Consider the following 24,524-nt stretch of genomic DNA (forward strand, 5'->3'; position numbering starts at 1 on the left):
TCGAATGGCACCGGTTTTAACCGAAATCGAAGATGGCATTGCCGTCGTAACCCTCAATCGCCCGGAGGCGATGAATGCCCTGTCGCGGGCGTTGCGGGCAGAACTGGCCAAGGCGATGCGGGCGGTTGATGCTGATGACAGCGTGCGTTGCGTCATCCTGACCGGGGCAGGCGAGCGCGCCTTTACCGCTGGGCTGGATCTCAAGGAACTGGGCGCGGACACCAGCAATCTGGGCGCGGCCAATGCCGAGAGTGCCGACGAAAATCCCGTGAAGGCGATCGAGATTTGTCGCAAGCCGGTGATCGGTGCCATCAACGGCGTCGCCATCACGGGCGGGTTCGAGGTCGCAATTGCCTGCGACATCTTGATAGCCTCCACCAACGCCCGCTTTGCCGATACCCATGCCCGGGTCGGGATCATGCCCGGCTGGGGCCTGTCGCAAAAACTGTCGCGCACCATCGGCATATCGCGCGCGAAGCAATTGTCGTTCAGCGGCAACTTCCTTGATGCCGAAACCGCCGCTGACTGGGGCTTGGTCAATTTTGTCGTGCCTGCAAATGAACTGATGACCCATGCAAAGGCACTCGCCCGCGATATCGCATCGGTCGATCCGGTGATGGTGCAAACCTATAAGCGCATCATCGACGATGGCTATGCGCTGCCCTTTGGCGAGGCAATGGCGCACGAAGCGCGCGTATCGACCGCCGCCAACGGCCGTGTCAGTGCGGAGGAAGTCGAGGCTCGCCGCATGGCCGTGATCGAGCGCGGACGAACGCAGGGTTAAAAGTCTGTCGCGACGGTCAAGGCCAGGCCATCGACCGGGGCCGCATTACCGACCACGCGTTTCCGCCAATCGAGTTGCAAAGTGAAGTCGGCGAAACGGTTGTCGACTTGAGCAGACAATGTCGGCCCGATATCGCCGCGATAGGCGCCTTTTTGGCCGCCCACCCAAACCCCGCCCCCTATCCGGATCGGGATGCCAAGCGGTTTGGCCAGCGGATGCTGTACGCGCGCTTGAGCATCGACAAACGGGCTGGATATGCCGCCCAGCGAATAGCCCGCTTGCCCATAGGCATCGAGTGTCAACTTCCCAACCAGCGGAGCCGTATCCACTCCACCCGCTACATAGGCCGCAAAACCGTCTTTCCCGTAGAAACGGAAACGGCGCTCGACTGAAAGCGATACCGGCCATTTCCTGACAGGCTGCCACCTGGCTCCGACGGCAACTTCCTGTTGCTGTCCGTCCGGCGTGCCCGAAGCGCGCACCAGCAATGCCGGACCTTTGCCAGCACTACCCAGCGGGTCCCAGGTCGCAATCGCGCCATATTGGCTGCCGCCATATTGTGCTTGAGGTGCTAGCGCCGCGCCAGCACTGCCCTGCCGCCAGAAATTATAGCTGTAAAACTCTAGTCGCCGTTGTTTGGGCAAAGCGGCGTTGGGTTGAGCCTTTGCCTGCGCCCGCGTAGTAGCCGGAAGGGCAGTAAACTGAAACGATTCTGTTTCCGTTACACTGGTGTAGGGCGCCGGCCTATGGGCAAGTGCTAGGGCAGGATCTGCCCTGCCAGCAGAAAAAGCAGGCCGCGCCTGCCGATGCATCCCGGCATATAGAAAGCGGGGCCGCATTGGCAGATATTGAGGTGCGGCTGTTGGATAGTGCGGAACCGGCATTGGGCAGGCGATGCCAACCGATGCCAGCCCTGCTCCTGCCGTTCGCGTCTCTGCGGGCAGGGCAGGCTCCGCAATCGATGCGGGAGGCGATGCAGACAGGCTGATACTGCGACCGACAATCCAGCCTGCGATGAGCAGACCGGGATAGATAAGGGCACGCCCCTTGAAACCCGGCATGGCGGGGGTCCTTTCAAGATGAATGGGGACTGTTCCGTGAACGGAGGCTGGAAGTTGGCGTTTCAACCCATCGCTTCAGAGGGTCTTCGCTGGCTTTGTACCGATGCAAAGAGGATCAATAGCAGCGTCGGGTAAGACAGATACATTGTCATCAGCGCATAGGGGGCAGGCAATATGTCTTCGAAAAGTGCCCTTTGTATGTGCACCAAAACTGCAACCAGCTGCCAGCCGGTGACCCAATAGGGCCAGTAGCGACGGCTTTTGATCGCCAGCCACCAGAAACTGGCAAGGACCAGCAGGTCGATGACAAAAAGCTGGACGATCAGTCCGCTCCAGTTTGCGTTGAGTGCGGTGAGTGTCGACGCGAGCGAACCCGCCAACGCCGTCACCGCACCCCAACGCTCGCTCTGTGACCCTCTCCAGAATGCCACGGTTACGGTGGTGACAAGGACGATGTAATAAAGAAGTTTGTGATCCATCGTCCTTACCGCTCCGCTCTCTGCGCTTCAGGCGGCTACGCCTTCGGTTAATCCCGCTGGCGATTCTGATCCATTCTGATTGAACGGCAACGGCACATTATGGCTGCCGCTTGGCGGCTTGTTCAAGCCGGCACCGAACATGCGCGCACCAAGGCCGACCTGCTTTTGCGTTTCGCCCAGCGCCTGATGCGCCTCGGTCATCATCTGGCGGACCTGACCTGCCGCCGCCACTGCCTGCGTCACCTTTGCGACAGCCTCCTGTCCGACGATCGCAGACATGTTGGTATCAATTCGCGCAATCGGTAGCGTTGCTGCCAGCTGGGCAATTTTGACAATAGCCTGATCGATGGCGTGTTCGGCATCATGCAATTCGGCTGCAATGCGCTCTGCAGCAACTAAGCGTTCTTTGAGCATTTCCTATTCCCTGTCGGTCTTTATGCCACCTAGCAGGCGGCGAAATTGTTGACCCGGTCAAGTAAGCATGGCCCCCAGACCGAGAAGGACGGCGTAGAGCGCGGCAAATGCCATGATCGTGCAGAAGGCGATCAGTATCGGCCATAAAATCCGTTCTCTCAGGCCATGTGTGTTGATTGGCCTGGCCCTGGTCGGAAAGGGGTAGCCGATGCTGAGCGCAACTAACTCGACCCTTCCGGCCGGGGCAGCCTGCTCATCGGCTGCAATTCTGCCCTCTACCAGCTCCGAAGACTGATATATCAAAGGTTGATATGTCGTAGGCTGTACTTCTCCCGCCACCAGCCGGGCCGCTTCGATTCGCGAATTCACACCGAGGATGCGGATCGCCCGCCGCAAGCGCTCGTCGACGGTATGTGGCGACACGCCCATGATTCGGGCAATTTCCTTGGAACTTCGATGCGCGTAAACATGCTGCAAGGTTTCCACCTGCGCAGCCGATAGTTTCTCTATGCCAAGACCGCTGATTTCGCCCACAGATCTAAAATAGCGTAAATCCTATCCGGCCTGCCATATAATTATGGTTAGAATCCAATTGCCGCGCGGCAGTTGCCGAAATCCTGCTTTTGCGCCATATTGGCTCCATGTTGATGATGAACCGCAATAAACAGGCCAAATTGCATTATATGGCCAACGGATTTCGTATGTTGTCGAGCGGAGACCATGTGGTCTGTGCCGTCACGGGCGAAACGATTTCGCTTGATGAGTTGCGTTATTGGAGCGTCTCCCGGCAGGAGCCTTATGCCAGTGCGGAAATTTCCGTGAAAGCGGCGCTCGCACAGCGATAAGTGTTCGATGAACCTCGCTCGCTCGTCAGTTTCGCTGCTTGCCTTTGCCGCGCTCATGACGTGCACGGCAATACCACCACAGGCGGCCGCGCCTTTGCCAAGCCCGCCAACGCCGGTTGCCGCTGCAACCGAAAATCAAACGCCGGTCGCAAGTAATCGCGAACGATTCTGGCTCGCACGCGAACCTGTGCAGGGTTCCGTTAGTGTGGCGCGGGCACCGTCTGGAGCCAAAAGCATTTTGTTCAATGGAAAGCAGATACCGCTGACAGCGGATGGCTTTTTCATCATCGGCTTTGACCGCGATTCTGAAAACAGTGCAAGTCTGGTGGCCACTTTGGCGGACGGACGGCATGTCGAGCAATATTTGCCCGTCAAACCCGGTAACTGGCAAATTCAGCATGTGAACGCCAATCGGCTGGGCGGCGCCAAAACCACTGCCGAATTTCAGGCAAGGCGGGGGCCTGAACTCGCGCGAATCAATGCCGCACGCGCAAGGGCTGTGGAGAGCGATGGCTGGCGGCAGGATTTCGTCTGGCCATTACGGGGCCGGATATCGGGGCGTTTCGGAGCGCAGCGAATCTACAATGGCAGCCCTGGCAGCTATCACAGCGGCCTCGATATCGCGATGCCTGCCGGCACGCCATTTGTCGCACCTGCCGATGGTGTCGTCGTGCTGGCAGCAAAAGATGCCTTTACGCTGGAGGGGCATTTGCTGATGATCGATCATGGAATGGGCCTGAACAGCGCTTTTCTGCATTGTTCCGAGTTGTTGGTCGAAGAGGGTCAGCATGTCCGCCAGGGGCAGGTAATCGGCAAAGTTGGCGCGACGGGTAGAGCGAGTGGCCCGCATTTGCATTGGGGTATGAAGTGGAACGCTGCCCGGGTCGATCCTTTGAACTTGCTAACAAATATTTAATCGCATCGCGCCCGTTTGCCAATCTGTTGCAGAATAGTGACAGCCACCCACAAAACTAAGTGTTCTTGCGACATTTTCTTTGCCCTGCCCGACGTTTTGTTCCAACACCTTCGGCAATCTGGTGTTTTGCGTGGGTGAGGTGCGTCCTCTTTCCGTGCAGGCCAACAGAGAAGTCGAAACCGGCACGGTCGGCTCTTCAAATGGGAGGGGAGGCCAATGCCAATTCAGATTAAGGGGCTGGAAACGTGAAAAACACACGTATTAGCAAATTCAAATATGCGACCGCGCCGCTTGCGCTCGGTCTCGCGCTGATTTCAGCGCCGTCATTCGCTCAATCTGCTGACGATGAAGCGGTTGCTGCCGAAGAATCGGAAGAAGATGAAACGATCATTGTGACTGGATCGATTCTGCGCCGTACCAGTGCTGAGTCTCCGTCACCCGTTACCGTTCTGTCTGCAGAAACCTTGGATGAGCGCGGCATCAACACTGCTGCCGATGCGGTCCAGCGCTTGACCGCGAACAACGCGGGTGCGATTACACAGGGCTGGAACACTGGCTTCAACTTCGCCAGCGGCGCCAACGCTCCTGCGCTTCGCGGTTTGACTGTCCAATCGACACTCTCGATCGCTGATGGCCTTCGTATTGCGCCCTATCCGCTTGCCGACGATGGTCAGCGTAACTTCGTTGACCTTAACACGATCCCCGATGCGATTATTGAACGTATCGAAGTTCTTCGTGACGGTGCGTCGTCCACATATGGTGCGGACGCAATTGCAGGCGTTATCAACGTCATTACCAAGAAAGAAGTTCAAGGCCTTCACCTGAATGCATCAGCCGGCATATCGCAGCGTGGCGATGCTGGCGAACAGCGCTTTGATGCCACTTGGGGCTATGGCAGCCTCGACGATCAAGGCTTCAATTTCTATGTGAGCGCCGAATATCAGCGTCAGGACGAACTCTGGGCACGCGACCGTGGCTATCCGTTCAACAGTTCTGACCTTAGCAACATCTGCGGCGACACTGGCAGCTGTATGCAAAATCTCAACTGGAACGGCTTCACGCCTGAGCTAGGCAACATTCCTGCTGCCTTTAACGGTCTCATCAGCGTTCCTGGCGTTGCCCTTGTTCGTCCCGTGACGGTTGCCGGCGCAGTTAGCGGTGCCGGGCAGTTCTCGTTCCTGAACCCTGCGGCCGGCTGCCGTGGTTATTCGTCTTACACGCTTCCTGCAGGCGTGTCCGCAACGGCACCATCGACGGTCTGCGAAGTTGACTTCCAGAACGACTACATCATGCTGCAGCCGGAAATCGAACGTAAAGGCCTGTCAGGTCGCGTGACTTTCAACATCGGCGATAGCGCGCAAGTCTATGCGATGGTGAACTATTACAACACCCAGAGCCATGCCTCGTTCACACCACTTGGTTTTAACGGCACACCGACGGCTCCGAACAACGGCGCAGGCGCGTACAACGCCATCGCGCCCGTTTACATCTGCTCAACCGGCGTCGGCACCCGTAATGGTGTGGGTACCGGATGCGATGCAACCAATGGTACGCTGAACCCCTACAACCCCTTTGCAGCGCTCGGTCAGACCGCGCAGATTTTTGTGCGTTCAACTCGTCCGCGTACGGTTGACACAAACTCGCAGACGCTCCGCGGCGTTCTCGGGGTTGACGGAAGCTTTGGTGATAGCTGGCGCTATTCGGCCAATTTCACCGCTTCGGAAGTTCGCCTGAAGCGCACGCAAGCCAACTATATGATTCCGCAGCGAATCATGGATGCACTTGCGCGCGGCACGTTCAATTTCATGGACCTCGACGCAAACTCGGAAGCTGCTTGGGACTTTATCGCACCCGATAACATCGTCAATTCGACCTCGAAGCTCTGGCAGGCACAAGCCAACCTGTCACGTGACCTGTTCGAACTGCCGGGGGGCACTGCACAAGCAGCCGTTGGTCTTTCCTATCGTCAGGAATCGATCAATGCACCCAGCGCAAACCCGGGCACGCTCGGCAACCAGTACGAGCGTTACTATTCGATCAACTCGGTCGGCACCAAGGGAAGCCGCAACGTCAAGTCGGCTTTCTTTGAAATTGATGCACCGATCCTCGATCAGCTCGAGCTGAACGTTTCTGGTCGTTTCGACAAATACTCGACGGGCCAGGAAAACTTTTCGCCTAAGGTTGGCGCTAAGTTCACCCCGATCCCTGAAATCGCTATTCGCGGAACTTGGTCGAAGGGTTTCCGTATCCCCAGCTTCAACGAAGCTTTTGGTCTGCCGACCACCGGTTTCGTGACGCGTCAGGTTAACTGCACCACTTACGCTGCCTATTGCGCCGCGCACGGCAACAATGCCTATGCGACGGGTCAATATGGATTGGGTCTGACTCAGATCGGCAACCCGGCTCTCGACCCTGAAAAATCGACAGCGTTCACTGCCGGTGCGATATTCGAGCCGACCCGCAATATCAATCTGACGGTTGATTTCTGGCGCATCAAGGTAAAGGGCCTGATTTCAGGCGTTACTTCGACCGCAGCTGCTGAAGCGGCCTATTACTCCAACAACGGAGTCGTGAACATTCCGGGCATCACCGTGATACCTGGACAGCCGGATCCGGCGTTCCCGAACGCACTTCCGCAGATCGGTTTCATCCAGTCGTCTTACGCCAACCAAGACCGTCAGACGGTTAGCGGTCTGGACTTCGGTGCCAATTTGTCGTTGCCGTTGAGCGAAAATATTTCGTTCCGTAGCAGCTTCGACGCTTCGTACCTGATGAAGTATGAACTCACGACTGATGCCGGCGATGTGCTTCGCTATGATGGTACACTCAGCCCCTGCAACATCACTTCATGTTCGGGTGCTCCCAAGTGGCGTGCAAGCTGGCAAAATTCCGTCGACTTCGGTGATACCACTCTGTCGTTGACGGCTTACTACACCAGCGGATACGACACAGCGTCGATCGACTTCGGTGGCGTAAAGGGCGACTGCCAGGGCAATGCTGACATCGCATCGTCGACCCTCGGCTATGTCGATGGTACGCCAGTTCTTTGCCGCGCCAAGCCGACCTGGAATGCGGACATGACGTTGACTCACAAACTCAACGACAAGTTCACGATCTACGCCAACGTGTTGAACGTCTTCGATATCGATGCGCCGTTCGAACCGTCGGCAGCGTATCACCTCTTCCAGTTCAACCCGGCTTGGGCTGGTCCGAATATCATGGGTCGCTACTTCCGCATCGGTGCGAAAGTCACCCTCTGACAACTGTCGGAAACAAAAAAGAAAGGGCGGCCAATGGCCGCCCTTTTTTTCGTGCGGAACGATGATGTTTAAATCGATCGGTATTTGCGTCGATCGGTCTGAAATATCAAAACAGTCCAAGCCGACCGATGCGCTTCTGACGGCCAGAAACTGGCATGGGCGACTTAGTTAGGCAACTTCGGATCACAATTATATCTAGTCAGGACTGACCTTAGACAACCTTGAAGATCAAAGCGCCATCGCCTTCTTCAATCCTCAGCGTCGCGCCGTCTGGTACTTCGCCTCTAAGAATCAGATCGGCTAGCGGATCCTGCAAATGGCGCTGGATTGCACGCTTCAGCGGCCGGGCGCCGTAAACCGGGTCGTAACCGACACGGCCCAGCCAGCCTTTCGCACCATCGCTGAGTTCGATGATGATCTTGCGGTCCTTGAGCAATTTTTGCACACGGCCGACCTGGATGTCGACAATCGGTGCCATATGCTGCGCGGCCAAGCGGTGGAACAGGATGATTTCATCCAGCCGGTTCAGGAATTCCGGTCGGAAATGCGCGCGGACGACTTCCATCACCTGCGGCTCGGCCTTTTCGACATCCTCATCATCGCCCAAAGCCGCCAGATACTGGCTGCCGAGGTTGGAGGTCAGGATGATCAGCGTGTTCGAGAAATCGACCACGCGGCCCTGACCGTCGGTCAGGCGGCCATCGTCGAGCACCTGCAGCAGCACGTTGAAGACATCGCTGTGCGCCTTTTCGACCTCGTCGAACAGCACCACCTGATAGGGGCGGCGGCGCACGGCTTCGGTGAGCACTCCGCCTTCGTCATAGCCGACATAGCCTGGAGGTGCGCCGATAAGCCGGGAGACGCTGTGCTTCTCCATGAACTCGCTCATGTCTATGCGGACCATCGCGCTGTCATCGTCGAACAGATATTGCGCGAGCGCCTTGGTCAGCTCGGTCTTGCCGACGCCGGTGGGGCCGAGGAAGAGGAAGCTGCCAAGCGGGCGGTTGGGGTCTTGCAAACCGGCTCGCGAACGGCGCACGGCTTTCGAAACGGCTTCGACGGCATCCTTCTGTCCGATAACGCGCGCGCCAAGCCATTCCTCCATCTTGAGGAGCTTTTCGCGCTCGCCCTCCATCATCTTGTCGACGGGGATTCCGGTCCAGCGGCTGACGACCGAGGCGATGTCTTCGCTCGTCACTTCCTCGCGCAGCATCGCATTGCCGGCTGCGGCAATGGCATCCTCCAGTTGTTTTTCAAGGCCGGGGATCGTGCCATATTGTAGCTCACCCGCCTTGGCCAAATCGCCATTGCGCTGCGCCTGCTCCAGCTCGATGCGCGCATGGTCGAGCGCTTCCTTGATCTTGGACTCGGCCGAAATCTTCTCCTTTTCCGCCATCCAGCGGGTGGTAAGTTCGGTCGACTGCTGTTCGAGGTTGGCAAGGTCGGCCTCGAGCGTCGCCAGCCGGTCTTTCGAGGCCGCGTCGCTTTCCTTCTTCAACGCCTCACGCTCGATCTGCAGCTGCATGATGCGGCGGTCGAGATTTTCGATTTCCTCCGGCTTGGATTCGACCTCCATGCGCAAGCGCGAAGCAGCCTCGTCCATCAGGTCGATCGCCTTGTCGGGCAGAAAACGGTCGGAAATATAGCGGTGCGAAAGCGTCGCCGCGCTCACCAGCGCGCCGTCTGTGATGCGCACGCCGTGGTGCAGCTCATATTTCTCTTTCAACCCGCGCAGGATCGAGATTGTATCTTCAACTGTCGGCTCACCGACGAACACCGGCTGAAAACGGCGCTGCAACGCCGGGTCTTTTTCGACATGCTTCTGATATTCATCGAGCGTGGTCGCACCGATGCAGTGGAGCTCACCGCGGGCCAAGGCAGGCTTCAGCAGGTTGGAGGCGTCCATCGCGCCTTCGCCCTTGCCCGCGCCGACCAGCGTGTGCATTTCGTCGATGAAGAGGATGATATCGCCTTCGCCCTGTTTGGCCTCGTCGAGCACGCCCTTCAGCCGCTCCTCAAACTCACCACGATATTTGGCGCCAGCGATTAGCGCGCCCATGTCGAGCGACATCAGCTTGCGGTCTTTCAGGCTGTCGGGCACGTCGCCATTGGCGATGCGGATCGCGAGGCCCTCAGCGATCGCGGTCTTGCCGACTCCGGCTTCGCCGATCAGCACCGGATTGTTTTTGGTGCGGCGGGCGGGGGTTTTTATGGTACGAAGGGTTTTTTCATCGCGGCCGATGACGGGGTCGGGATTTCCCCCGCGGGGCACCTCGGCCAGGGCGCGGGGGAATTTTTTTAGCGCATCATAGCGGTCTTCGGCACCGGCTGTATCGGCGGTGCGGCCACCGGTCAGGTTCTTGATTGCGGTGTTGAGCGCCTCAGTTTTGACGCCAGCAGCGGCCAATGCCTTGCTCGCAGCGGTATTGCCACCCAAGGAGAGCGCCAACAGTATCGCTTGCACGGTGACAAAGCTATCGCCTGCTTTCTGCGCCACCTGTTCGGCTGCATCGAGCACGCGGACCGCATCATTATCGAGGCCCGGGGTCTGTTGAGCGCCGCCACCCGTTACGGCAGGCACGCGCGCCAGTGCGGCGTCGGTCTCGCGTACAGCCGCAGCCGCATCGCCACCTGCCGCCTTGATAAGGCCCGATGCCATGCCTTGCTCGTCTTCGAGCAATGCCTTCAAGATATGTTCCGGTGAAATCCGTTGATGGTTCATGCGGATCGCAACGGTCTGGGCCGACTGCAGGAAACCTTTTGCGCGGTCGGTAAATTTCTCGAGATTCATATCCCTCGTCCCTTGTGTCTCAGCGCTTCCCCAAAACCAATTTAGGAAGCCTCAGGCAAAGATGTAATGTTGCATTTTTGCAACACAAGGGACGAGGGCGCGATTTTTTCTTAGCGTTTCCAGTTGCGGACAAACTCGTCGAGGATGCGCACACCCCAACCCGATGCACCTTTCGGGGTGACATCGTCGCTGCTGTCGGCCCAGTTGACGCCGGCAATATCGAGATGTGCCCAAGGTGTCGCCTCATTGACGAAAAATCCGATAAAGGCAGCGCCGAGGCTGGCACCCGGACGTCCGCCTTCGGCCGAATTCTTGATATCGGCGATGTCGGATTTCATGGTTTTGGTGTGGTTGGGATGGAGCGGCAAACGCCAGACTTCTTCGCCCACTGCCTTGCCTGCAGCGGCCATTTGTGTGGCCATGGCATCGTCACGCGCAAACAGGCCCGCATAATCATAACCCAATGCCTGACCGACCGAGCCGGTGAGCGTGGCGATATTTACCAGCGCCGCGGGCTTATGGTTGGCGATGACATATTCATTGGCATCAGCGAGGACGAGACGCCCTTCGGCGTCTGTATTCATCACTTCGATGGTTTTGCCACTATAGGTGCGAACGACGTCTCCAGGGCGCTGTGCGTTACCGCCCGGCATATTTTCCGCTAGGGCTGCGACCGCCAAGACATTCACATTGGCGCGCGATTTGGCGAGCGAAAGGACAGCGCCCATCGTTGAGGCAGCGCCTGCCATATCCGACTTCATTTCCCACATGCCCGAATTGGGTTTGATCGAAATGCCGCCGCTGTCGAAGGTGATGCCCTTGCCTACCAAGGCAATGGGCGCTCCGTTTCCGCCACGATATTCGACCAGCATCAGGCGGGGCGGACGGCGTGAGCCTTGGCCCACGCCTGCCAGAGTGCCCATGCCCAGACGGCGCATCGCAGCTTCGTCGAGCACTTCGATCTTTACGCCCGATACTCCGGCAAAGGCTTCGCGCACGCGGGCGACGAAACTTTCGGGGTAGATGACATTGGCGGGTTCGGTCGAAAGATCGCGGGTGAGCGTAACGCCTTCGGCCAGCGGGGCACCACGCGATTTCCATTCGGCTTCGGCACTGCGAACGTCCCCGACTACGATAGTGGCAGGCTGCGCAGAGGGCACTGATTTACCGACGGTCTTGTACCGGTCAAACCGATATTGGCCGAGGCTATAGCCCAGCGCGACGTTTGCCGCTTCATCGCTGGCGGCACCGACAATGCTCACGGGATGGGCTTCATCGCGCATGTCCTGAGCAATGCGTCCGCCTGCACGGCGTAGCCTGTCTGCTACATCGCCATCGCCAGCCATGCCGACCAGATCGATGCGCGCGTGGCGGCCAATTCCGCGTAACGTCAGATCACTGCCGTCCTTGCCATCGAACTTCGCATTGGCGATTGCCGCCTTGACGCTGGCTTCAGTCGCGCTGCCAAGCACGCCCGTTGGCAGATCGGCATTTCGCATCAGTATCACGAGCACGCCATCATCGGCAGCGCGGTTTGCAAAGGCAATCGGGCGCGCCTGCGAATTGGCGGCGGTGGAGGGTTCGATACCCGATCCAGCCGGTACGCCCTGTGCCAAGGCAGGCACGCTGGCGGTAGCGAGAATGAGTGCGAACAAGTGACGGCGCATGGGTGAACTTTCCTTTCCCTGAATCTTCTATATGCAACGCTCTTTAGGCAATGCTGCGACAGCGACAAGATAGCTTCGACGAAGGGGAGAGATAGATGGGCAAATGGCTGTGGGGTGGGGCCGCTGTGGTCGCGATGATTGGCGGCGCATCGATGTTCTGGGAACCACTTGCTGCCGAAAGCGCGCCACCGCCGCCCTCCAAAAGCTATGATGTCGAAATCGTCCGCGATGGTTTCGGCGTACCGCACATCAATGGCAAGACCGATGCCGACGCAGCCTATGGCCTCGCCTTCGCGCATTCCGAGGATGATTTTTCGACGATTGAGGAAGTCGTGTCGATGACGCGGGGCCGCTATGGCGCGATTGCCGGGCAGGATGGCGCGAAGGTCGATTTCGTCTTTCACCTGCTCGGTGTGCGAGACACCGTCGAGCGGCGCTATGAAGAAATTCCGGCGGATGTAAGGGCGGTGCTTGATGCCTATGCGGCGGGGCTCAACCATTATGCTGAAAAGCATCCAGAAGAGGTGCGATTGTCGAACCTCTTCCCAGTGAATGGTAAGGATATCGTGGCCGGATTCGTGCTGCGTGCGCCCTTCTTCTACGGCCTCGACAATTACATTTCGACGCTGGTTGAGGGGAAGCCGCCGCCCAATGAAAGCGCTGCGGCGATGACGCCGATTGGGCGCGATCCCGAAATGAATGGCTCGAACGCCTGGGCGGTTGCACCGAGCCGGATGGCCGATGGCAAGACCTGGCTGGTTTCCAATTCGCACCAGCCTCTCGAGGGCCAAGTCGCCTGGTATGAAGCGGTTGTCCATTCAGGCGAAGGGCTCGACATGGCGGGCGCGCTGTTTCCCGGCTCGCCCTTTGTCCTGCTCGGCCATAACCGCCATCTGGGCTGGACCAATACGGTCAACCGGCCCGATCTAGTGGATATCTACAAGCTGGTGGTCAACGAAGCGGGCGATCAATATCGCTACGATGGCAAATGGCTACCGCTGCAGGAAGAACGCGTCTGGCTGCCGGTGAAATTCGGCTGGTTCACCGTGCCGATCCCGCAGACCATCTATCGATCTGTGCATGGGCCTGTGATCAAGAACGATCAGGGCGCTTTCGCGATCCGCTATGCCGGGATCGATAATGTTAAGGCGGTTGAGCAATATTATCGCAACACCAAGGCGACCAATTGGGAAGAGTGGACCAAGTCGATGTCGACTGGCGGCATCACCGGAACGAACTTCATCTATGCCGACAAGACCGGGCGTATTGCCTATGTCTACAATGCGCTATTCCCGGACCGGAAACCGGGTTTTGACTATACCAAGATATTGCCGGGTGACAGCTCCGCGCCGGTATGGAAAGGGCCTGTGCCGTTTGATCGCTTCCCGAAGGTCGTCAGCCCCGTGTCGGGCTTCGTGCAAAATGCCAACAACACGCCTTATTTGGCGGCCGGGCGGGGTTCGGAAATCGATCCCAAGACGCAGTCACCCTATCTGGGCATTGAATTGGGTATGACCAATCGTGGGCTGATGGGCACCGGACTGATGATGAACGATACATCGATCACGCCTGAAGAGCTACTCGCGATCAAGATGGATACCCGCTACGCCAAGTCGAGCTGGGTCAAGCTCTGGATGGACAGCCTGTTGGCCGTTGATGCCAAAGGTGATGCGAAACTGGTCGAGGCACAAAAATTGCTGCGCGAATGGGATTGGTCGAGCGACGGTAAGGGCAGGGCTGATGCGATTGCCGAACGCCTGATCCGCCATGCAGCTCGCGCCAATTGGCGGAATGATCCGTTGCCCAATCCGCGGGAGACGTTGCAAAAAACGGTGGAAGAGTTTGGCGAGCGCTTCGGTCGGCTCGACCCGGCGCTGGGCGACATCCAGCGCTTGCGGCGCGGTAAGGTCGACCTGCCCATGCTCGGCGGTACCGATACGCTACGGGCCACCACCATGTGGGATGGCGAACAGGCCGACGGCAAGATGCGCGTCCGTCACGGCGATAGTTTCATCATGCTGGTGCGCTGGAATAAGGCAGGTCAAGTCGTTTCAGAATCGATCCAGCCTTATGGTGCCGCGACCAACCGCCCGGATTCGCCGCACTATACCGATCAAATGAAGCTCTATGTCGCCGGCAAATTCAAGCCCGTGCACTTCGACTGGGCCGACGCGGCAAAAAATGCAAAGCGGCGCTATCGACCCTGAGGCAAAGAAAAAGGCGGGTGTCACCAGACCCCGCCTTCCCCTCTTGATGTGCCGCTTTAGCGGCTGCCATCACCCCTTGGTTATTTCGCTGCCGAGAGCGCCATATTTCTTTTCGAAACCGGCGACGTCTCCTGCGACGAGTAATTTGGCCTGATCGACCCAATTGTCACGCCCGATACGGCCGGTGAACACACCGAGTTTCGGATCAATGTCCGCGATGTCGGCAGCGGTCCAGTTCGCAATCTGGTCTAGGCTGGTAATGCCCAGCGATTTGAGCTGCGTCACCAGTTTCGGGCCGACACCTTTCAGCAGTTCGATATTGTCAGGAATGGTGGGCTTGGCAGCTGGCTTTGCGGCGACGCTCTTTGCCTTTGGCTCCGCTTTCGCCTTTGGCGCTGCTGCTTTAGGGGCTGCCACCTTCTTTGGCGCAGGAGCTGGCGCCGATTTGACCTTAACTGGCGCCGCGGCTTTTGCCTTCGGCGCAGCTTTCGCTTTTACCGGTTCTGCTGCTTTAGCCTTGGGTGCGGCTTTCGCTTTGGTGGGGGCCGCAACTTTTGCTTGTGGCTCGGTCTTGGCTTTGGGCGCTGCAACAGCCTTTACCTTTGGAGCGGCTTTGGTCTTTTTGGGTATGGCAGCTTCGACCTTGGGCTCTGCCTTTGCTGCAGGAGCCGCTTTGGGCTTCGCTGGCGCTGCTTTTGCTTTGGCAGGTGCCTTCGCTGCAGGGGCTTTTGCCGCCGCCTTTGGCTTTGGTTTCGCAGCTGCCGTATCCATCAGAGGCGCAGGCTCGGCGACGACTGGTTCGGGCTCGACCGCTTTGGGCGCAACTGGCGGCGACACCGTTTGTGCGGGCGATTCAATCTTTGGTTCAGCTTTGAGCGGTTCAGCCTTTTTGCGTGGGAAAACAAAAAAGAGGATGGCGAGAACCGCTAAGCCGACAACCAGAAAAATGAGTGCAGTCGATTCCATCTAAAACTCCCCTCCAGCCTTCGGCTGTTCAGATTCATGTAGCGAGCACCTTAACCGGCCAAGAGCCAGTGTCCAGTATCAGCTTTTAACCAAATTTGGGCCAACTGTCAGCGGATATGCTCGACCAGATATTTGGCTGTACGCAGGTCACACCCGGTTCGTTCACGGACCAGCTTTATAGCTTCGATCAAGCGCCCGTCGGCGCGGTAGAGCAGAACGAGTGACTTAAGATCCGGTGGCAATTCAATCGCCTGTAAAGGCTGCACTGACGGCGTTTGCACGCGCTTTCGTCGCAAAAGTAAGAAGCACAAGGCGAAACCAGCGCCTACGCCGAGTGCAAAACAGGTCCAGTCGGTTACCACATCGCCCGTCATTCAACTTTGTGACTTCTCGCGCTCAATTTCGCGCCAGCCGATGTCGCGACGCGAGAAACCTGTCGGGAAGCTGATGGCACCGACAGCGGTATAGGCTGCGGCTTGCGCTTCGGTTACTGAAGCACCGGTGGCTGTGACATTTAATACACGGCCACCATTAGCGACCAGCTGATCGCCTTTCATTGCGGTTCCTGCATGAAATATCCGCGCTGCGCCGACATCACCTATAGTGATCGCCCCTCCCTTTTCGGGCGTGCCGGGATAGCCGTTCGCGGCCATCACGACGGTGAGGGCATGTTCATCCGAAAGAACGGGGCGCGCGCCCTCGGCCAATCCGCCCTCTGTCGCTGCTGCCAATAGCAGCGCGACCAGATCGCCTTCAAAGCGCATCATCAGCACCTGACATTCGGGATCGCCAAAGCGGCAATTATATTCGATCAGCTTGGGCCCATGGGCGGTCAGCATCAGTCCTGCGAAAAACACGCCGCTATAGGGCCGTCCGTCGCGCGCCATCGCCTTAACTGTTGGTTCGATGATGCGGTTCATCACGTCGGCTTCGAGTTCGGGCGTAAATACCGGTGCTGGCGAATAGGCCCCCATCCCGCCGGTATTGGGGCCGGTATCGCCATCGCCGACGCGCTTGTGATCCTGCGCCGAGCCGAAGGGAACGACATTTTGGCCGTCGCTGATCGCGAAAAAGCTGACCTCTTCTCCCGTCATGAACTCTTCGATCACGACCTCCGCCCCGGCATTGCCGAAGCCGCCGCCGAACATATGTTCGATGGCTTCCTGCGCCTCGGCCGCGGTTTCGGCAATGATCACGCCCTTGCCAGCGGCAAGGCCATCCGCCTTGATCACGACCGGCAAACCGAAACGGCCAAGATCGGCAAGGGCCGCGGCCTTGTCGTTGTGGCGGGCATAGGCGGCCGTGGGTATGTCTTCCCGCGCACACAGGTCCTTCACAAAGCCCTTTGATCCCTCAAGCACCGCCGCGTTGGCATTGGGGCCGAATACCTTGATACCCGCTGCGCGCAGGCGGTCGCCCAGTCCATCGACGAGCGGTGCTTCGGGGCCAACAACGACAAACTCAACGCGCTTCTTTGCGCAGAATGCGACGACAGCCTCATGGTCGGCCGGATTGACATCTACACATTCCGCACATTCGGAAATTCCAGGGTTGCCGGGACTTGCGAACAATTTTTCGCAAAGAGGCGATTGCGAAAGCCGCCACGCCAGCGCATGTTCGCGTCCACCCGAACCGATAAGCAAGATATTCAAGTGATGGACTCCCCGATTCCCGATGACGAAGGCAATGCGCGGCTGTTAGCCGAGGCCAAGGCTGGCAGCAATGCCCCCGCCCTGTCGGTTTCCGAAATTTCGAATGCATTGAAGCGCACGGTTGAGGATCGTTTTGGCCATGTGCGTGTGCGCGGTGAGCTTTCCGGATTCAAGCGGGCGGCATCGGGGCATCTCTATTTCAGTCTCAAAGATGCTGATGCCAAGCTCGACGGGGTTATGTGGAAGGGTAATGCCGGGCGGCTGCCCTTTGCACCCGAAGACGGGCTGGAAGTGATCGCGACCGGAAAACTCACCACTTATGCCGGTCGTTCGAGCTACCAGATTGTTGCCGATCGTTTGGAACTGGCGGGCGAAGGCGCGCTGCTGTTTCTGTTTGAAAAGATGAAAGAGGGGGTGGCCGCCGGAGGGCTGGTCGATGGCGCGCGCCAAACGCCGGCCCCCCACTTGCCACGGACGATTGGTATCGTAACTTCGCCTACTGGCGCAGTAATCCGCGATATGATGCATCGGCTTGAGGACCGCTTTCCCAGCCATGTGGTGCTTTGGCCGGTGATGGTGCAAGGCGATGGCTCAGCAGCACAAATAGCCGCAGCCATTCGGGGCTTTTCTGCGCTGCCGGAAGATGGCCCGGTGGCGCGTCCGGATTTGCTGATTGTCGCGCGTGGCGGCGGATCGATCGAGGATCTGTGGGCCTTCAACGAGGAAGCGGTGGTTCGCGCAGTTGCTGAATCGTCCATCCCGGTTATTTCGGCGGTGGGGCACGAGACGGATACGACATTGTGCGATTATGCCGCCGATTTGCGTGCTCCTACACCCACGGCTGCCGCCGAAATGGCCGTGCCTGTGCGGCTCGATCTTGCGCAGCAGCTTACGCAAAGCGGGATGCGGCTAACCGGCGGGCTTCGCAGTTTTGTCGACCGGGCGCGCGAACGGCTGACGACGCATATCAGGCTGTTGCAAAAGACAGTCGACATCATCGGAGTGCGTCAGCAGAATGCCGACGATCTGGCAGATCGGCTGCGTCGGGGGCTGGAAAAGCGGGCAGACCTTGCACGGGTTGCATTTGCAGGGGTCAGCGGTCGGTTGTCGCCTGCCATGTTGCGGCGCCGTGTGGCAATGTCGGAAGAGCGGTTACAGTCGCTTCGGTTGCCGATGGCGCTGATCAAACGTCAGTTGGAGGAACGCAATTCAAGGCTGATGGGGCTCGATCGGCTGCTCAACTCGCTCCATCCAGAATCGCCGCTGGCCCGTGGTTTTGCGCGGGTAACAACTGCTGATGGCAAGTCGACCATCGTCAGCAGCAAACAGGCTGTGGCGGCCGGTGTTGTGCGCCTCAATTTTAGCGATGGCGGTGTCGATGCATTGGTGCAGGGTGGAAAAGCGCCAACGCAAAAGGCGAAACTTTCTTCGGGTAGCGGGCCTTCTACAACCCAGCAGGACCTGTTTGGTGAGGGTTGATTGGGGACTGGCTCGTGCTGGAAGACGAAGCTGGAAAATGGCTGTGCGCAGTTTTGTCCCAGCGTAAGGCAGCACCCAGGATATGGCGGAGATATGCGGTCACCGCGCGCCTTGCCGCCATGATCGCGATGATATTGGCGATCAGTGTTCGCGGCACCGATACCAGCGCCTCACCTTTGCCGTGCACGCGGGCGACAAAGCACGCCCGCACTGTTAGCCTCCAGATCAGCAGAACTGCGTTGATGGCCAAGATAATCAGCAGAAAATCACCAAAAGGTTTCGGCTTATGGTACCCCGCAAGCTGGCCAAGAATTAAGAGGGCTGTCAGGAAAATACAGGCATAGGCAGCCGTCAGCACGATCGCTGCAAAAACGGCTTTTCGGTCACGCATGCGCATCCAGAACTCGATCAATCCGCCCTGCCAGCCAAGCCGGTCCCACCCCGCAAGCGCAATCCCCGTCATCCAGCGCGCCTTTTGCCGAACCGCAGTACCCAGCGTGTCAGGGAAGCAGGCACGCGTGCCAACCAATTGGCCCGACGCATCCTGAATGCGGGCGAAAATCGTTCTATTGCCATCGCCCGCAACGCCCAAACCCAGTTCATAATCTTCAGTCAGCGACGATTGGTCAAAGGGCAGGCCGCCATTTTTCAGCGCGATCCGGCCGAGATGTGTCCGCGATATCGCGCATCCGACACCGGCTAGCGGGATCGCCGCCCCCACAGCTTCGCGCACGACCAGCGCCTTGCCATGGGCTTCGGCAAACTCATCACAATAATGACCGCTGATCCAGCGTGAGCCCGGAACGCGCACGGGAATCACCGGTAGTTGCACCGCGGTCGCCCGTTCGATCAGATAGTCGTAAACTCGAAGCTCGTCGGCGTGGACCATATCTTCAGCGTCGTGGAGCACGACCGCCTTGGCCTTGATCCCGGCGGCAAGTTCGTCACGTGTCAGGGCAATCCACAATCGGTTCAGGCAGTCCGCTTTCGAAGTCGGTCCATCTTGGTCGCACAACACGAGGCGGGCGCTTCCATATTGTCGACAACCAGCCATTATCGCCGCTACGCCGGCGCGATCATTCGGGTAGCAACCTATATAAATGCGGTAGTGCGTGCCATTATCCAACCAGGCGTTGCGACAGCGCGCGAGCATGGTGGTGATAACGTCCGCTTCGCACCAAGTTGGGATGAAGATGGCTATCAAGCCCGCTACTTGCGGTTCAGGCAGTTCGCTTGCGCGCATCGGCGGTGCAATTCGATAACGTGCCAGCCACCGTCCGGATCGGTGCAATAACCATAAAGCGTCGACAATCAGGTCATCAATGGCCCCAACCAGAAACCAGATAGCGCTGAACAGCAGAAGTTCGTGCTGCCAACTCTCCAGCGTCAACCATAGTGAGGGAGCAGCCAATGGCGATATCATTGATCCCGTGGTCCAAGCTCTGCTGGATGGTCAGGCTTGACCGGTTATGCCCAGCGGGTTGCAGTCGATTCAGGGTTCCACTGGGAATCGCGCGCGGTCCAAAGCGATGCCGATCACCATGGTGAGCATCACCGGCAATGACCAGAATGCGCCAAATCCGTAATATAGCATCTGCTGGACGCCTTCACTGAAGAAGATCGCTAGATGCGATGTTACTGAAATCAAATGGAAACCGGTGGCCCAGATAGGCCAGAAGCTTTGGCTGTGCAGGGCAAGCCAGTAAAAACCTAATAGAAGGAATAGGTCGATGGCCATGACGGGAATATGGGTTTGAGCCCAGCTTCCGAACTCGCCAGCTACTGCTGAAGCGACGCTTGCTGCCATGATCATCGCAGCGCCTGCGCGACCCGTTTTGCCACCCGTTATTGCGGCGAAACCGCAACACAGGGCTGCAAAAACCCAGAACAGGCTGATGATCAGAGCGTCGGGGAGGGAAGTAGTTGGCATGTCCTGTCAAGACCATCGACCGTGGCAATATGCAAGTCGGGGTGGTGGCTTCGACCTGCATATTGCCGACCTTTGCCGGAAAATCAGAAACGCATCCGGCAAGACGCGGCTCTGGTCCGCCGCTGGTGCCGTGTTCGAGGGTGTGTGGTTCAGCCGAATGTCCGGAAGAGACCGGATACCAGGATCGTCAATGCAATCACCGACGCCAAAGCCAGAACCGCGACCTGCAGGATACGCAATGTTCGCGATGTGCCATCTAAGTCATTTCTCTTCCCTCCTACCGGGGGAAGGATCAGCAACTGCCGCAATGCTTGGCTGAAACTGCTGCCTCCCACTTCGGCAGTCAGGATGGCGTTTTGGTCGGTTTGGGCAAGCGCCTGCGGTTGCCTAGGTAATTTCTGCCCAAGCTCGATTTCGGCAAGCGCACGCGCGGCAGATCCACGATTAGGAGCGCCAAGGCTCTGCACCGCACTGGTCACATGGTTGTCGACAGTCGAAGGCGACAGGTCGAGAAGTCGACCGATTTCCTTTGATGTGAATCCTTGCGCGACCAGCCGCAGGCAATCCTTTTGCCGATCGGTCAGTTTGTCGACGTTAAGCTGGTCCATCGAATTCCACCCATCCGGCAATCGCCTGTTCTTGGCAATTACTTGAACCAACAGGCAGAAAGCAACTACTTTGCCGTAAAACGTTGCCCTTTTGCTGAAAGGGGCGCTATTGGTTTGCCCTATGATGGAAAAAGCCCAGTCAGCAGCGGCTAAGCCTGTTTCGGCGCTTCGCGATTTTCTCGACAGCGAGGCTGCAGGAGGGATCATCCTGATGGGCGTTGCCGCGCTCGCCATGTTGGTTGCCAACTCGCCGCTTGCCGAGAGCTATTTCCATTTCATCCATGCGGTAACCGGGCCCGAACTGACACCGAAACTCGGCCCGATGACGGTGCATCTGTGGATCAACGATGGCCTGATGGCGATCTTCTTTCTGCTCGTCGGTTTGGAAATCAAACGCGAATTTGTCGACGGGCATCTGGCCAGCTGGAACGACCGGTTGCTACCCATGATTGCAGCTGCAGCCGGAATGGCGCTACCAGCGGCTGTCTATCTTTTCATCGCTAGCGGTGATCCGGCGCTGGTCCGTGGCTGGGCGATCCCTGCGGCAACCGATATCGCTTTTGCCATCGGCGTGCTCGCCTTGTTGGGCAGCCGTGCCCCGGCATCGCTTAAATTGTTCCTGACCACCGTTGCCATCGTCGATGACATGGGGGCAGTCGCAATCATTGCCCTGTTCTACACGGCCAGCCTCAACATGATGGCATTGGGTGCCGCTGCCGCTATCTGGCTGGCGATGTTGGCTATGGGGCGTTTCGGCGTGGCGCGTCTGTGGCCTTATCTGATCCTTGCCGCTTTGCTCTGGTATGCGACCCTGCTTTCTGGGGTGCATGCAACGATCGCAGGGGTTCTAGCGGCATTTGCAATTCCCTTGCGTCGAACAAAAGCTGCTCCCGATGCTGAAGATTCATTGCTTCACCAACTGGAACATGCGCTGGCAAAACCCGTGGCCTTCGTCATCGTACCGCTGTTCGGCTTTGCGAATGCCGGGGTCTCGCTCGAAGGGGTGGGCTTGGATGCACTGCTCGCACCGCTGCCGCTTGGCATCGCGCTGGGCCTCTTCATCGGCAAGCAGGTCGGAATTTTTGGCAGCGTTTGGGCTTGCGTCAAGCTCGGGCTGGCTGCACGCCCACGCGATGCCAGCTGGTTGCAGGTCTATGGCGTGGCATTGCTGTGCGGGATCGGATTTACGATGAGTCTTTTCATCGGAGGATTAGCTTTCACCGATGCTACCCAGGGCGATGCCGTGAAAATTGGCGTGCTGATGGGTTCCATACTTTCCGCACTCAGCGGATATTTCCTGCTTCGCTTTGGTAGCAAGGCGAAAAAGGCCTGATTTGCGAATCAAAAAAGGGACGCAAATCGCGTCCCTCATTCGATTGCCAGACAGCTCCGGCGCGACCGATCGGGTCGCGGCCCAGGCTTACTTGATCTTGGCTTCCTTGAACTCGACGTGCTTGCGCGCGACGGGATCATATTTGCGGAAAGACATCTTTTCCGTCTGATTCCGGGGGTTTTTCTTCGTTACATAGAAGAAGCCGGTGTCAGCGCTGCTGACGAGACGGATTTTGATGGTGGCTGGCTTCGCCATGGCCTGTTCCTTCGGTTCGAATCGCTAAAATGAAAACGGACGGCGCGATGCCGCCCGAAACTGGCGCGCTACTGCGCTGGACCGGGTCAAAAGTCAACCCCGCATATGAATCTGTCACCCTTAACCAATCGGTAACCATAAAGGCGCAAAGCAGGGTCAGGGCAATCGGGGGCAACCGGCATGCAATATGATCATGATCAACTCATGTTGATTCGGGCGGAACTGGGCGAACTGGTCGAGGCTTTGCGCATGACCGCCTATGATGCCAATCCTTTGCAATTCCTGATGCGGCTGGAGAATATTCGCGAAACCTCGGCGCGCCACGGCCTGACCGCGATTTCCGAAATTGCTGCCACCTTTGAAGCGGCGCTGCAACGTTTCGGCGCGCACGGCAGCCATGCGGTAAGCGACAGCTTCCTTGGCATTATATCTGACGCAATCGGTGTCGCGCATCTGCACCCGGCGGCATCCGAAGCTTTGCTCGCCTCGGTCGCGATCCGTCTTGGTGGCTGACACGCGCAAAGCGTTCGACTAGGCAGCTCCGGTGGACAGCCTGATCGCATCCTTCCTGACGCTGATTCTGACCGAAACCGGAGATCGGACCCAGTTGTTAGCCGCAGCGCTGGCCATTCGTTTTGCCAGCAACCGACCGGTTATATTGGGGCTGGCAGCTGCCAGCCTTGTAAATTGCCTGATTTCGGCTTTTGCCGGATCGTTCATAGACCAATGGGTGAGTCAGGATCCGGTGCGGCTGTTCAACGGGCTCGCTTATGTGCTGGCTGGCGTGGCAATGCTCGCTTGGCGCAGGCCGGTCGATCTGCTCGAGGGTTGGAAGACCGGTCCGTTCCTGACGGCATTTCTGGGCATCTTCATCCTCCAATTTGGCGACAAGGGGCAGTTCATCATCGGTGCCAATGCAGCGCGCGCCGACCATTGGCTATTCCCCGCGATTGGGGGCTGGCTTGGCACATTGGTCGCCGTGATCCCAGCGATCCTTCTGAAAGAGCGGCTGGCAAAGATCTTACCTGTATCGAAAATACGGATTGGCGGCGGAGTTGCCTTGTGCCTTTTGGGGCTGATTCATGCGCTAAAGGCTTGGCATATCATCTGATCTCTTGCGCGACTGGCAAATTGCCGACAGTTTGGCTCTTCCAATCAGGAGTGGAGCCTCGATGTCAATTTCACCGCAGCCCTTTACCGTATCTATCGACCAAAGCGTGCTTGATGACCTGCAAGCGCGGCTGGCGCTAACCCGGTTGCCCGAAAAGGAAACCGTCGACGATTGGGATCAGGGCCTGCCGCTCGCTTATGCCCGGGAGTTGCTCGATTATTGGCGCAGCAGTTACGACTGGCGACGGTGTGAGGCGGAGCTCAACCGCTGGCCGCATTTCAAGACCGAAATCGACGGGCTCGATATCCATTTCATCCATATCAAAAGCAGCCGCGCCGATGCCCGCCCGATGATCATGACGCATGGCTGGCCGGGATCGGTGCTCGAATTTGTGAATGTCATTGAGGCGTTGACCGAGCCGTCAGATCCCAGTCAGCCTGCCTTCCATCTCGTCCTGCCCTCGCTGCCCGGTTACGGCTTTTCGGGACGGCCCGACAGGGCGGGCTGGTCGGTCGAAAAGATTGCCGAAAGCTGGGACGTGCTCATGCGCGGGCTCGGCTATGACCGCTATTTTGCGCAGGGTGGCGATTGGGGGGCGATGGTAACCTCGGCCATCGGTGCGCAGAACAAAGGCGCTTGCGCCGCGATACATGTCAACATGGCGGTCGCGACACCTCCCCCTGAAGTGCTTTCGGAGCCGACACCGTTTGAGGCCCAATCGCCGATGCGGGCAGGCTGGTATCAGGAAAAGGACAGCGGCTATTCG

General features: G+C 58.2%; 23 protein-coding genes. 10 read left to right on the forward strand and 13 right to left on the reverse strand.

The annotated features are described in order from the left end of the window. Positions 1-4 precede the first annotated feature (4 nt). On the forward strand, positions 5-784 hold the full coding sequence (locus Q0239_RS01540; protein ID WP_298597291.1) for an enoyl-CoA hydratase: 780 nt from the start codon (positions 5-7) through the stop codon (positions 782-784). On the opposite strand, the gene Q0239_RS01545 is transcribed toward Q0239_RS01540, so the two are convergent. The 4 genes from Q0239_RS01545 to Q0239_RS01560 form a co-directional block, all read right to left on the reverse strand. Beyond that, entirely contained in the window at positions 781-1,845 is a 1,065-nt protein-coding gene (locus tag Q0239_RS01545; protein ID WP_298597294.1) for a hypothetical protein, read from the reverse strand. The two genes, Q0239_RS01540 and Q0239_RS01545, sit on opposite strands and share 4 nt — an antisense overlap. Before the next feature lie 62 nt (positions 1,846-1,907). Beyond that, the gene (locus Q0239_RS01550) at positions 1,908-2,324 is read right to left on the reverse strand and encodes a hypothetical protein (RefSeq protein WP_298597297.1); all 417 of its coding nucleotides are present in this window, start codon (positions 2,322-2,324) and stop codon (positions 1,908-1,910) included. A gap of 27 nt (positions 2,325-2,351) precedes the next feature. Next, the gene (locus tag Q0239_RS01555) at positions 2,352-2,738 is read right to left on the reverse strand and encodes a hypothetical protein (protein ID WP_298597299.1); all 387 of its coding nucleotides are present in this window, start codon (positions 2,736-2,738) and stop codon (positions 2,352-2,354) included. A 57-nt stretch (positions 2,739-2,795) separates the two neighbouring features. Next, positions 2,796-3,272: a response regulator transcription factor gene (locus tag Q0239_RS01560; protein WP_298597302.1), complete on the reverse strand. Its 477-nt coding sequence runs from the start codon at positions 3,270-3,272 to the stop codon at positions 2,796-2,798. A 107-nt stretch (positions 3,273-3,379) separates the two neighbouring features. Here Q0239_RS01560 and Q0239_RS01565 point away from each other — a divergent pair, with 107 nt between their 5' ends. From Q0239_RS01565 to Q0239_RS01575, 3 genes are all read left to right on the forward strand, one after another. Then, positions 3,380-3,583, forward strand: a complete 204-nt coding sequence (locus Q0239_RS01565; RefSeq protein ID WP_298597341.1) for a DUF2093 domain-containing protein — start codon at positions 3,380-3,382, stop codon at positions 3,581-3,583. A 55-nt stretch (positions 3,584-3,638) separates the two neighbouring features. Further along, complete coding sequence (locus tag Q0239_RS01570; protein WP_298597342.1) at positions 3,639-4,499, forward strand: M23 family metallopeptidase; 861 nt, start codon at positions 3,639-3,641, stop codon at positions 4,497-4,499. A gap of 245 nt (positions 4,500-4,744) precedes the next feature. Further along, positions 4,745-7,759 carry a TonB-dependent siderophore receptor gene (locus tag Q0239_RS01575; protein WP_298597305.1) on the forward strand — a complete coding sequence of 1,005 codons (3,015 nt, stop codon included), beginning with the start codon at positions 4,745-4,747 and terminating at the stop codon, positions 7,757-7,759. Between the two features lie 211 nt (positions 7,760-7,970). Here the strand turns inward: Q0239_RS01575 and clpB are convergent, their stop codons facing one another. Together clpB and Q0239_RS01585 are read right to left on the reverse strand one after the other, a co-directional pair. Further along, the gene (gene clpB, locus Q0239_RS01580) at positions 7,971-10,550 is read right to left on the reverse strand and encodes an ATP-dependent chaperone ClpB (protein WP_298597308.1); all 2,580 of its coding nucleotides are present in this window, start codon (positions 10,548-10,550) and stop codon (positions 7,971-7,973) included. Positions 10,551-10,660: 110 nt separating this feature from the next. After that, entirely contained in the window at positions 10,661-12,217 is a 1,557-nt protein-coding gene (locus Q0239_RS01585; RefSeq protein ID WP_298597311.1) for a leucyl aminopeptidase, read from the reverse strand. A gap of 95 nt (positions 12,218-12,312) precedes the next feature. On the opposite strand from Q0239_RS01585, the gene Q0239_RS01590 reads away from it, so the two are divergent. Further along, on the forward strand, positions 12,313-14,424 hold the full coding sequence (locus Q0239_RS01590) for a penicillin acylase family protein (RefSeq protein WP_298597314.1): 2,112 nt from the start codon (positions 12,313-12,315) through the stop codon (positions 14,422-14,424). A 69-nt stretch (positions 14,425-14,493) separates the two neighbouring features. Here the strand turns inward: Q0239_RS01590 and Q0239_RS01595 are convergent, their stop codons facing one another. From Q0239_RS01595 to purD, 3 genes are all read right to left on the reverse strand, one after another. Then, a complete protein-coding gene (locus tag Q0239_RS01595) occupies positions 14,494-15,390 on the reverse strand; it encodes a hypothetical protein (protein ID WP_298597317.1) in 897 nt (298 codons plus the stop codon). 107 nt (positions 15,391-15,497) lie between these two features. Further along, positions 15,498-15,764, reverse strand: a complete 267-nt coding sequence (locus tag Q0239_RS01600; RefSeq protein ID WP_298597321.1) for a hypothetical protein — start codon at positions 15,762-15,764, stop codon at positions 15,498-15,500. After that, positions 15,765-17,042, reverse strand: a complete 1,278-nt coding sequence (purD, locus tag Q0239_RS01605) for a phosphoribosylamine--glycine ligase (protein ID WP_298597324.1) — start codon at positions 17,040-17,042, stop codon at positions 15,765-15,767. It lies immediately after the preceding gene. 3 nt (positions 17,043-17,045) lie between these two features. On the opposite strand from purD, the gene xseA reads away from it, so the two are divergent. After that, on the forward strand, positions 17,046-18,521 hold the full coding sequence (xseA, locus tag Q0239_RS01610) for an exodeoxyribonuclease VII large subunit (protein WP_298597343.1): 1,476 nt from the start codon (positions 17,046-17,048) through the stop codon (positions 18,519-18,521). On the opposite strand, the gene Q0239_RS01615 is transcribed toward xseA, so the two are convergent. The 3 genes from Q0239_RS01615 to Q0239_RS01625 all read right to left on the reverse strand — a co-directional run bounded on the left by Q0239_RS01615 (position 18,487) and on the right by Q0239_RS01625 (position 21,059). Then, positions 18,487-19,944: a glycosyl transferase family protein gene (locus tag Q0239_RS01615; protein ID WP_298597327.1), complete on the reverse strand. Its 1,458-nt coding sequence runs from the start codon at positions 19,942-19,944 to the stop codon at positions 18,487-18,489. The two genes, xseA and Q0239_RS01615, sit on opposite strands and share 35 nt — an antisense overlap. 69 nt (positions 19,945-20,013) lie before the next feature. Then, a complete protein-coding gene (locus Q0239_RS01620) occupies positions 20,014-20,451 on the reverse strand; it encodes a hypothetical protein (protein ID WP_298597330.1) in 438 nt (145 codons plus the stop codon). 149 nt (positions 20,452-20,600) lie between these two features. Beyond that, positions 20,601-21,059, reverse strand: coding sequence for a helix-turn-helix transcriptional regulator (locus Q0239_RS01625; RefSeq protein ID WP_298597332.1), 459 nt, complete (start codon positions 21,057-21,059; stop codon positions 20,601-20,603). Between the two features lie 121 nt (positions 21,060-21,180). On the opposite strand from Q0239_RS01625, the gene nhaA reads away from it, so the two are divergent. Further along, positions 21,181-22,392 (forward strand): Na+/H+ antiporter NhaA, encoded by a 1,212-nt coding sequence (gene nhaA, locus Q0239_RS01630; protein WP_298597334.1) that lies wholly within the window; start codon positions 21,181-21,183, stop codon positions 22,390-22,392. Between the two features lie 87 nt (positions 22,393-22,479). Here the strand turns inward: nhaA and rpmG are convergent, their stop codons facing one another. Further along, complete coding sequence (gene rpmG, locus Q0239_RS01635; protein ID WP_115550391.1) at positions 22,480-22,647, reverse strand: 50S ribosomal protein L33; 168 nt, start codon at positions 22,645-22,647, stop codon at positions 22,480-22,482. 204 nt (positions 22,648-22,851) lie between these two features. On the opposite strand from rpmG, the gene Q0239_RS01640 reads away from it, so the two are divergent. From Q0239_RS01640 to Q0239_RS01650, 3 genes are all read left to right on the forward strand, one after another. After that, complete coding sequence (locus Q0239_RS01640) at positions 22,852-23,160, forward strand: hypothetical protein (protein ID WP_298597336.1); 309 nt, start codon at positions 22,852-22,854, stop codon at positions 23,158-23,160. 31 nt (positions 23,161-23,191) lie between these two features. Further along, positions 23,192-23,758, forward strand: a complete 567-nt coding sequence (locus Q0239_RS01645) for a TMEM165/GDT1 family protein (RefSeq protein WP_298597337.1) — start codon at positions 23,192-23,194, stop codon at positions 23,756-23,758. 61 nt (positions 23,759-23,819) lie between these two features. Further along, the coding region (locus tag Q0239_RS01650; RefSeq protein WP_298597338.1) for an epoxide hydrolase family protein at positions 23,820-24,524 on the forward strand (705 nt) is incomplete at its 3' end.

The sequence above is a fragment of the uncultured Sphingorhabdus sp. genome (assembly GCF_937872355.1).
GTDB lineage: Bacteria > Pseudomonadota > Alphaproteobacteria > Sphingomonadales > Sphingomonadaceae > Sphingorhabdus_B.

Bases quoted from the DNA above. Each gene is read 5' to 3' on its own strand.
- Q0239_RS01615 (WP_298597327.1), bottom strand. From the start codon at position 19,944: ATGATATCGCCATTGGCTGCTCCCTCACTATGGTTGACGCTGGAGAGT.
- xseA (WP_298597343.1), top strand. From the start codon at position 17,046: ATGGACTCCCCGATTCCCGATGACGAAGGCAATGCGCGGCTGTTAGCC.
- Q0239_RS01565 (WP_298597341.1), top strand. From the start codon at position 3,380: ATGTTGATGATGAACCGCAATAAACAGGCCAAATTGCATTATATGGCC.
- Q0239_RS01540 (WP_298597291.1), top strand. From the start codon at position 5: ATGGCACCGGTTTTAACCGAAATCGAAGATGGCATTGCCGTCGTAACC.
- Q0239_RS01595 (WP_298597317.1), bottom strand. From the start codon at position 15,390: ATGGAATCGACTGCACTCATTTTTCTGGTTGTCGGCTTAGCGGTTCTC.
- Q0239_RS01570 (WP_298597342.1), top strand. From the start codon at position 3,639: ATGACGTGCACGGCAATACCACCACAGGCGGCCGCGCCTTTGCCAAGC.
- clpB (WP_298597308.1), bottom strand. From the start codon at position 10,550: ATGAATCTCGAGAAATTTACCGACCGCGCAAAAGGTTTCCTGCAGTCG.
- Q0239_RS01585 (WP_298597311.1), bottom strand. From the start codon at position 12,217: ATGCGCCGTCACTTGTTCGCACTCATTCTCGCTACCGCCAGCGTGCCT.
- Q0239_RS01555 (WP_298597299.1), bottom strand. From the start codon at position 2,738: ATGCTCAAAGAACGCTTAGTTGCTGCAGAGCGCATTGCAGCCGAATTG.
- Q0239_RS01550 (WP_298597297.1), bottom strand. From the start codon at position 2,324: ATGGATCACAAACTTCTTTATTACATCGTCCTTGTCACCACCGTAACC.
- nhaA (WP_298597334.1), top strand. From the start codon at position 21,181: ATGATGGAAAAAGCCCAGTCAGCAGCGGCTAAGCCTGTTTCGGCGCTT.
- Q0239_RS01620 (WP_298597330.1), bottom strand. From the start codon at position 20,451: ATGCCAACTACTTCCCTCCCCGACGCTCTGATCATCAGCCTGTTCTGG.
- Q0239_RS01600 (WP_298597321.1), bottom strand. From the start codon at position 15,764: ATGACGGGCGATGTGGTAACCGACTGGACCTGTTTTGCACTCGGCGTA.
- Q0239_RS01545 (WP_298597294.1), bottom strand. From the start codon at position 1,845: ATGCCGGGTTTCAAGGGGCGTGCCCTTATCTATCCCGGTCTGCTCATC.
- Q0239_RS01590 (WP_298597314.1), top strand. From the start codon at position 12,313: ATGGGCAAATGGCTGTGGGGTGGGGCCGCTGTGGTCGCGATGATTGGC.
- Q0239_RS01625 (WP_298597332.1), bottom strand. From the start codon at position 21,059: ATGGACCAGCTTAACGTCGACAAACTGACCGATCGGCAAAAGGATTGC.
- rpmG (WP_115550391.1), bottom strand. From the start codon at position 22,647: ATGGCGAAGCCAGCCACCATCAAAATCCGTCTCGTCAGCAGCGCTGAC.
- Q0239_RS01640 (WP_298597336.1), top strand. From the start codon at position 22,852: ATGTTGATTCGGGCGGAACTGGGCGAACTGGTCGAGGCTTTGCGCATG.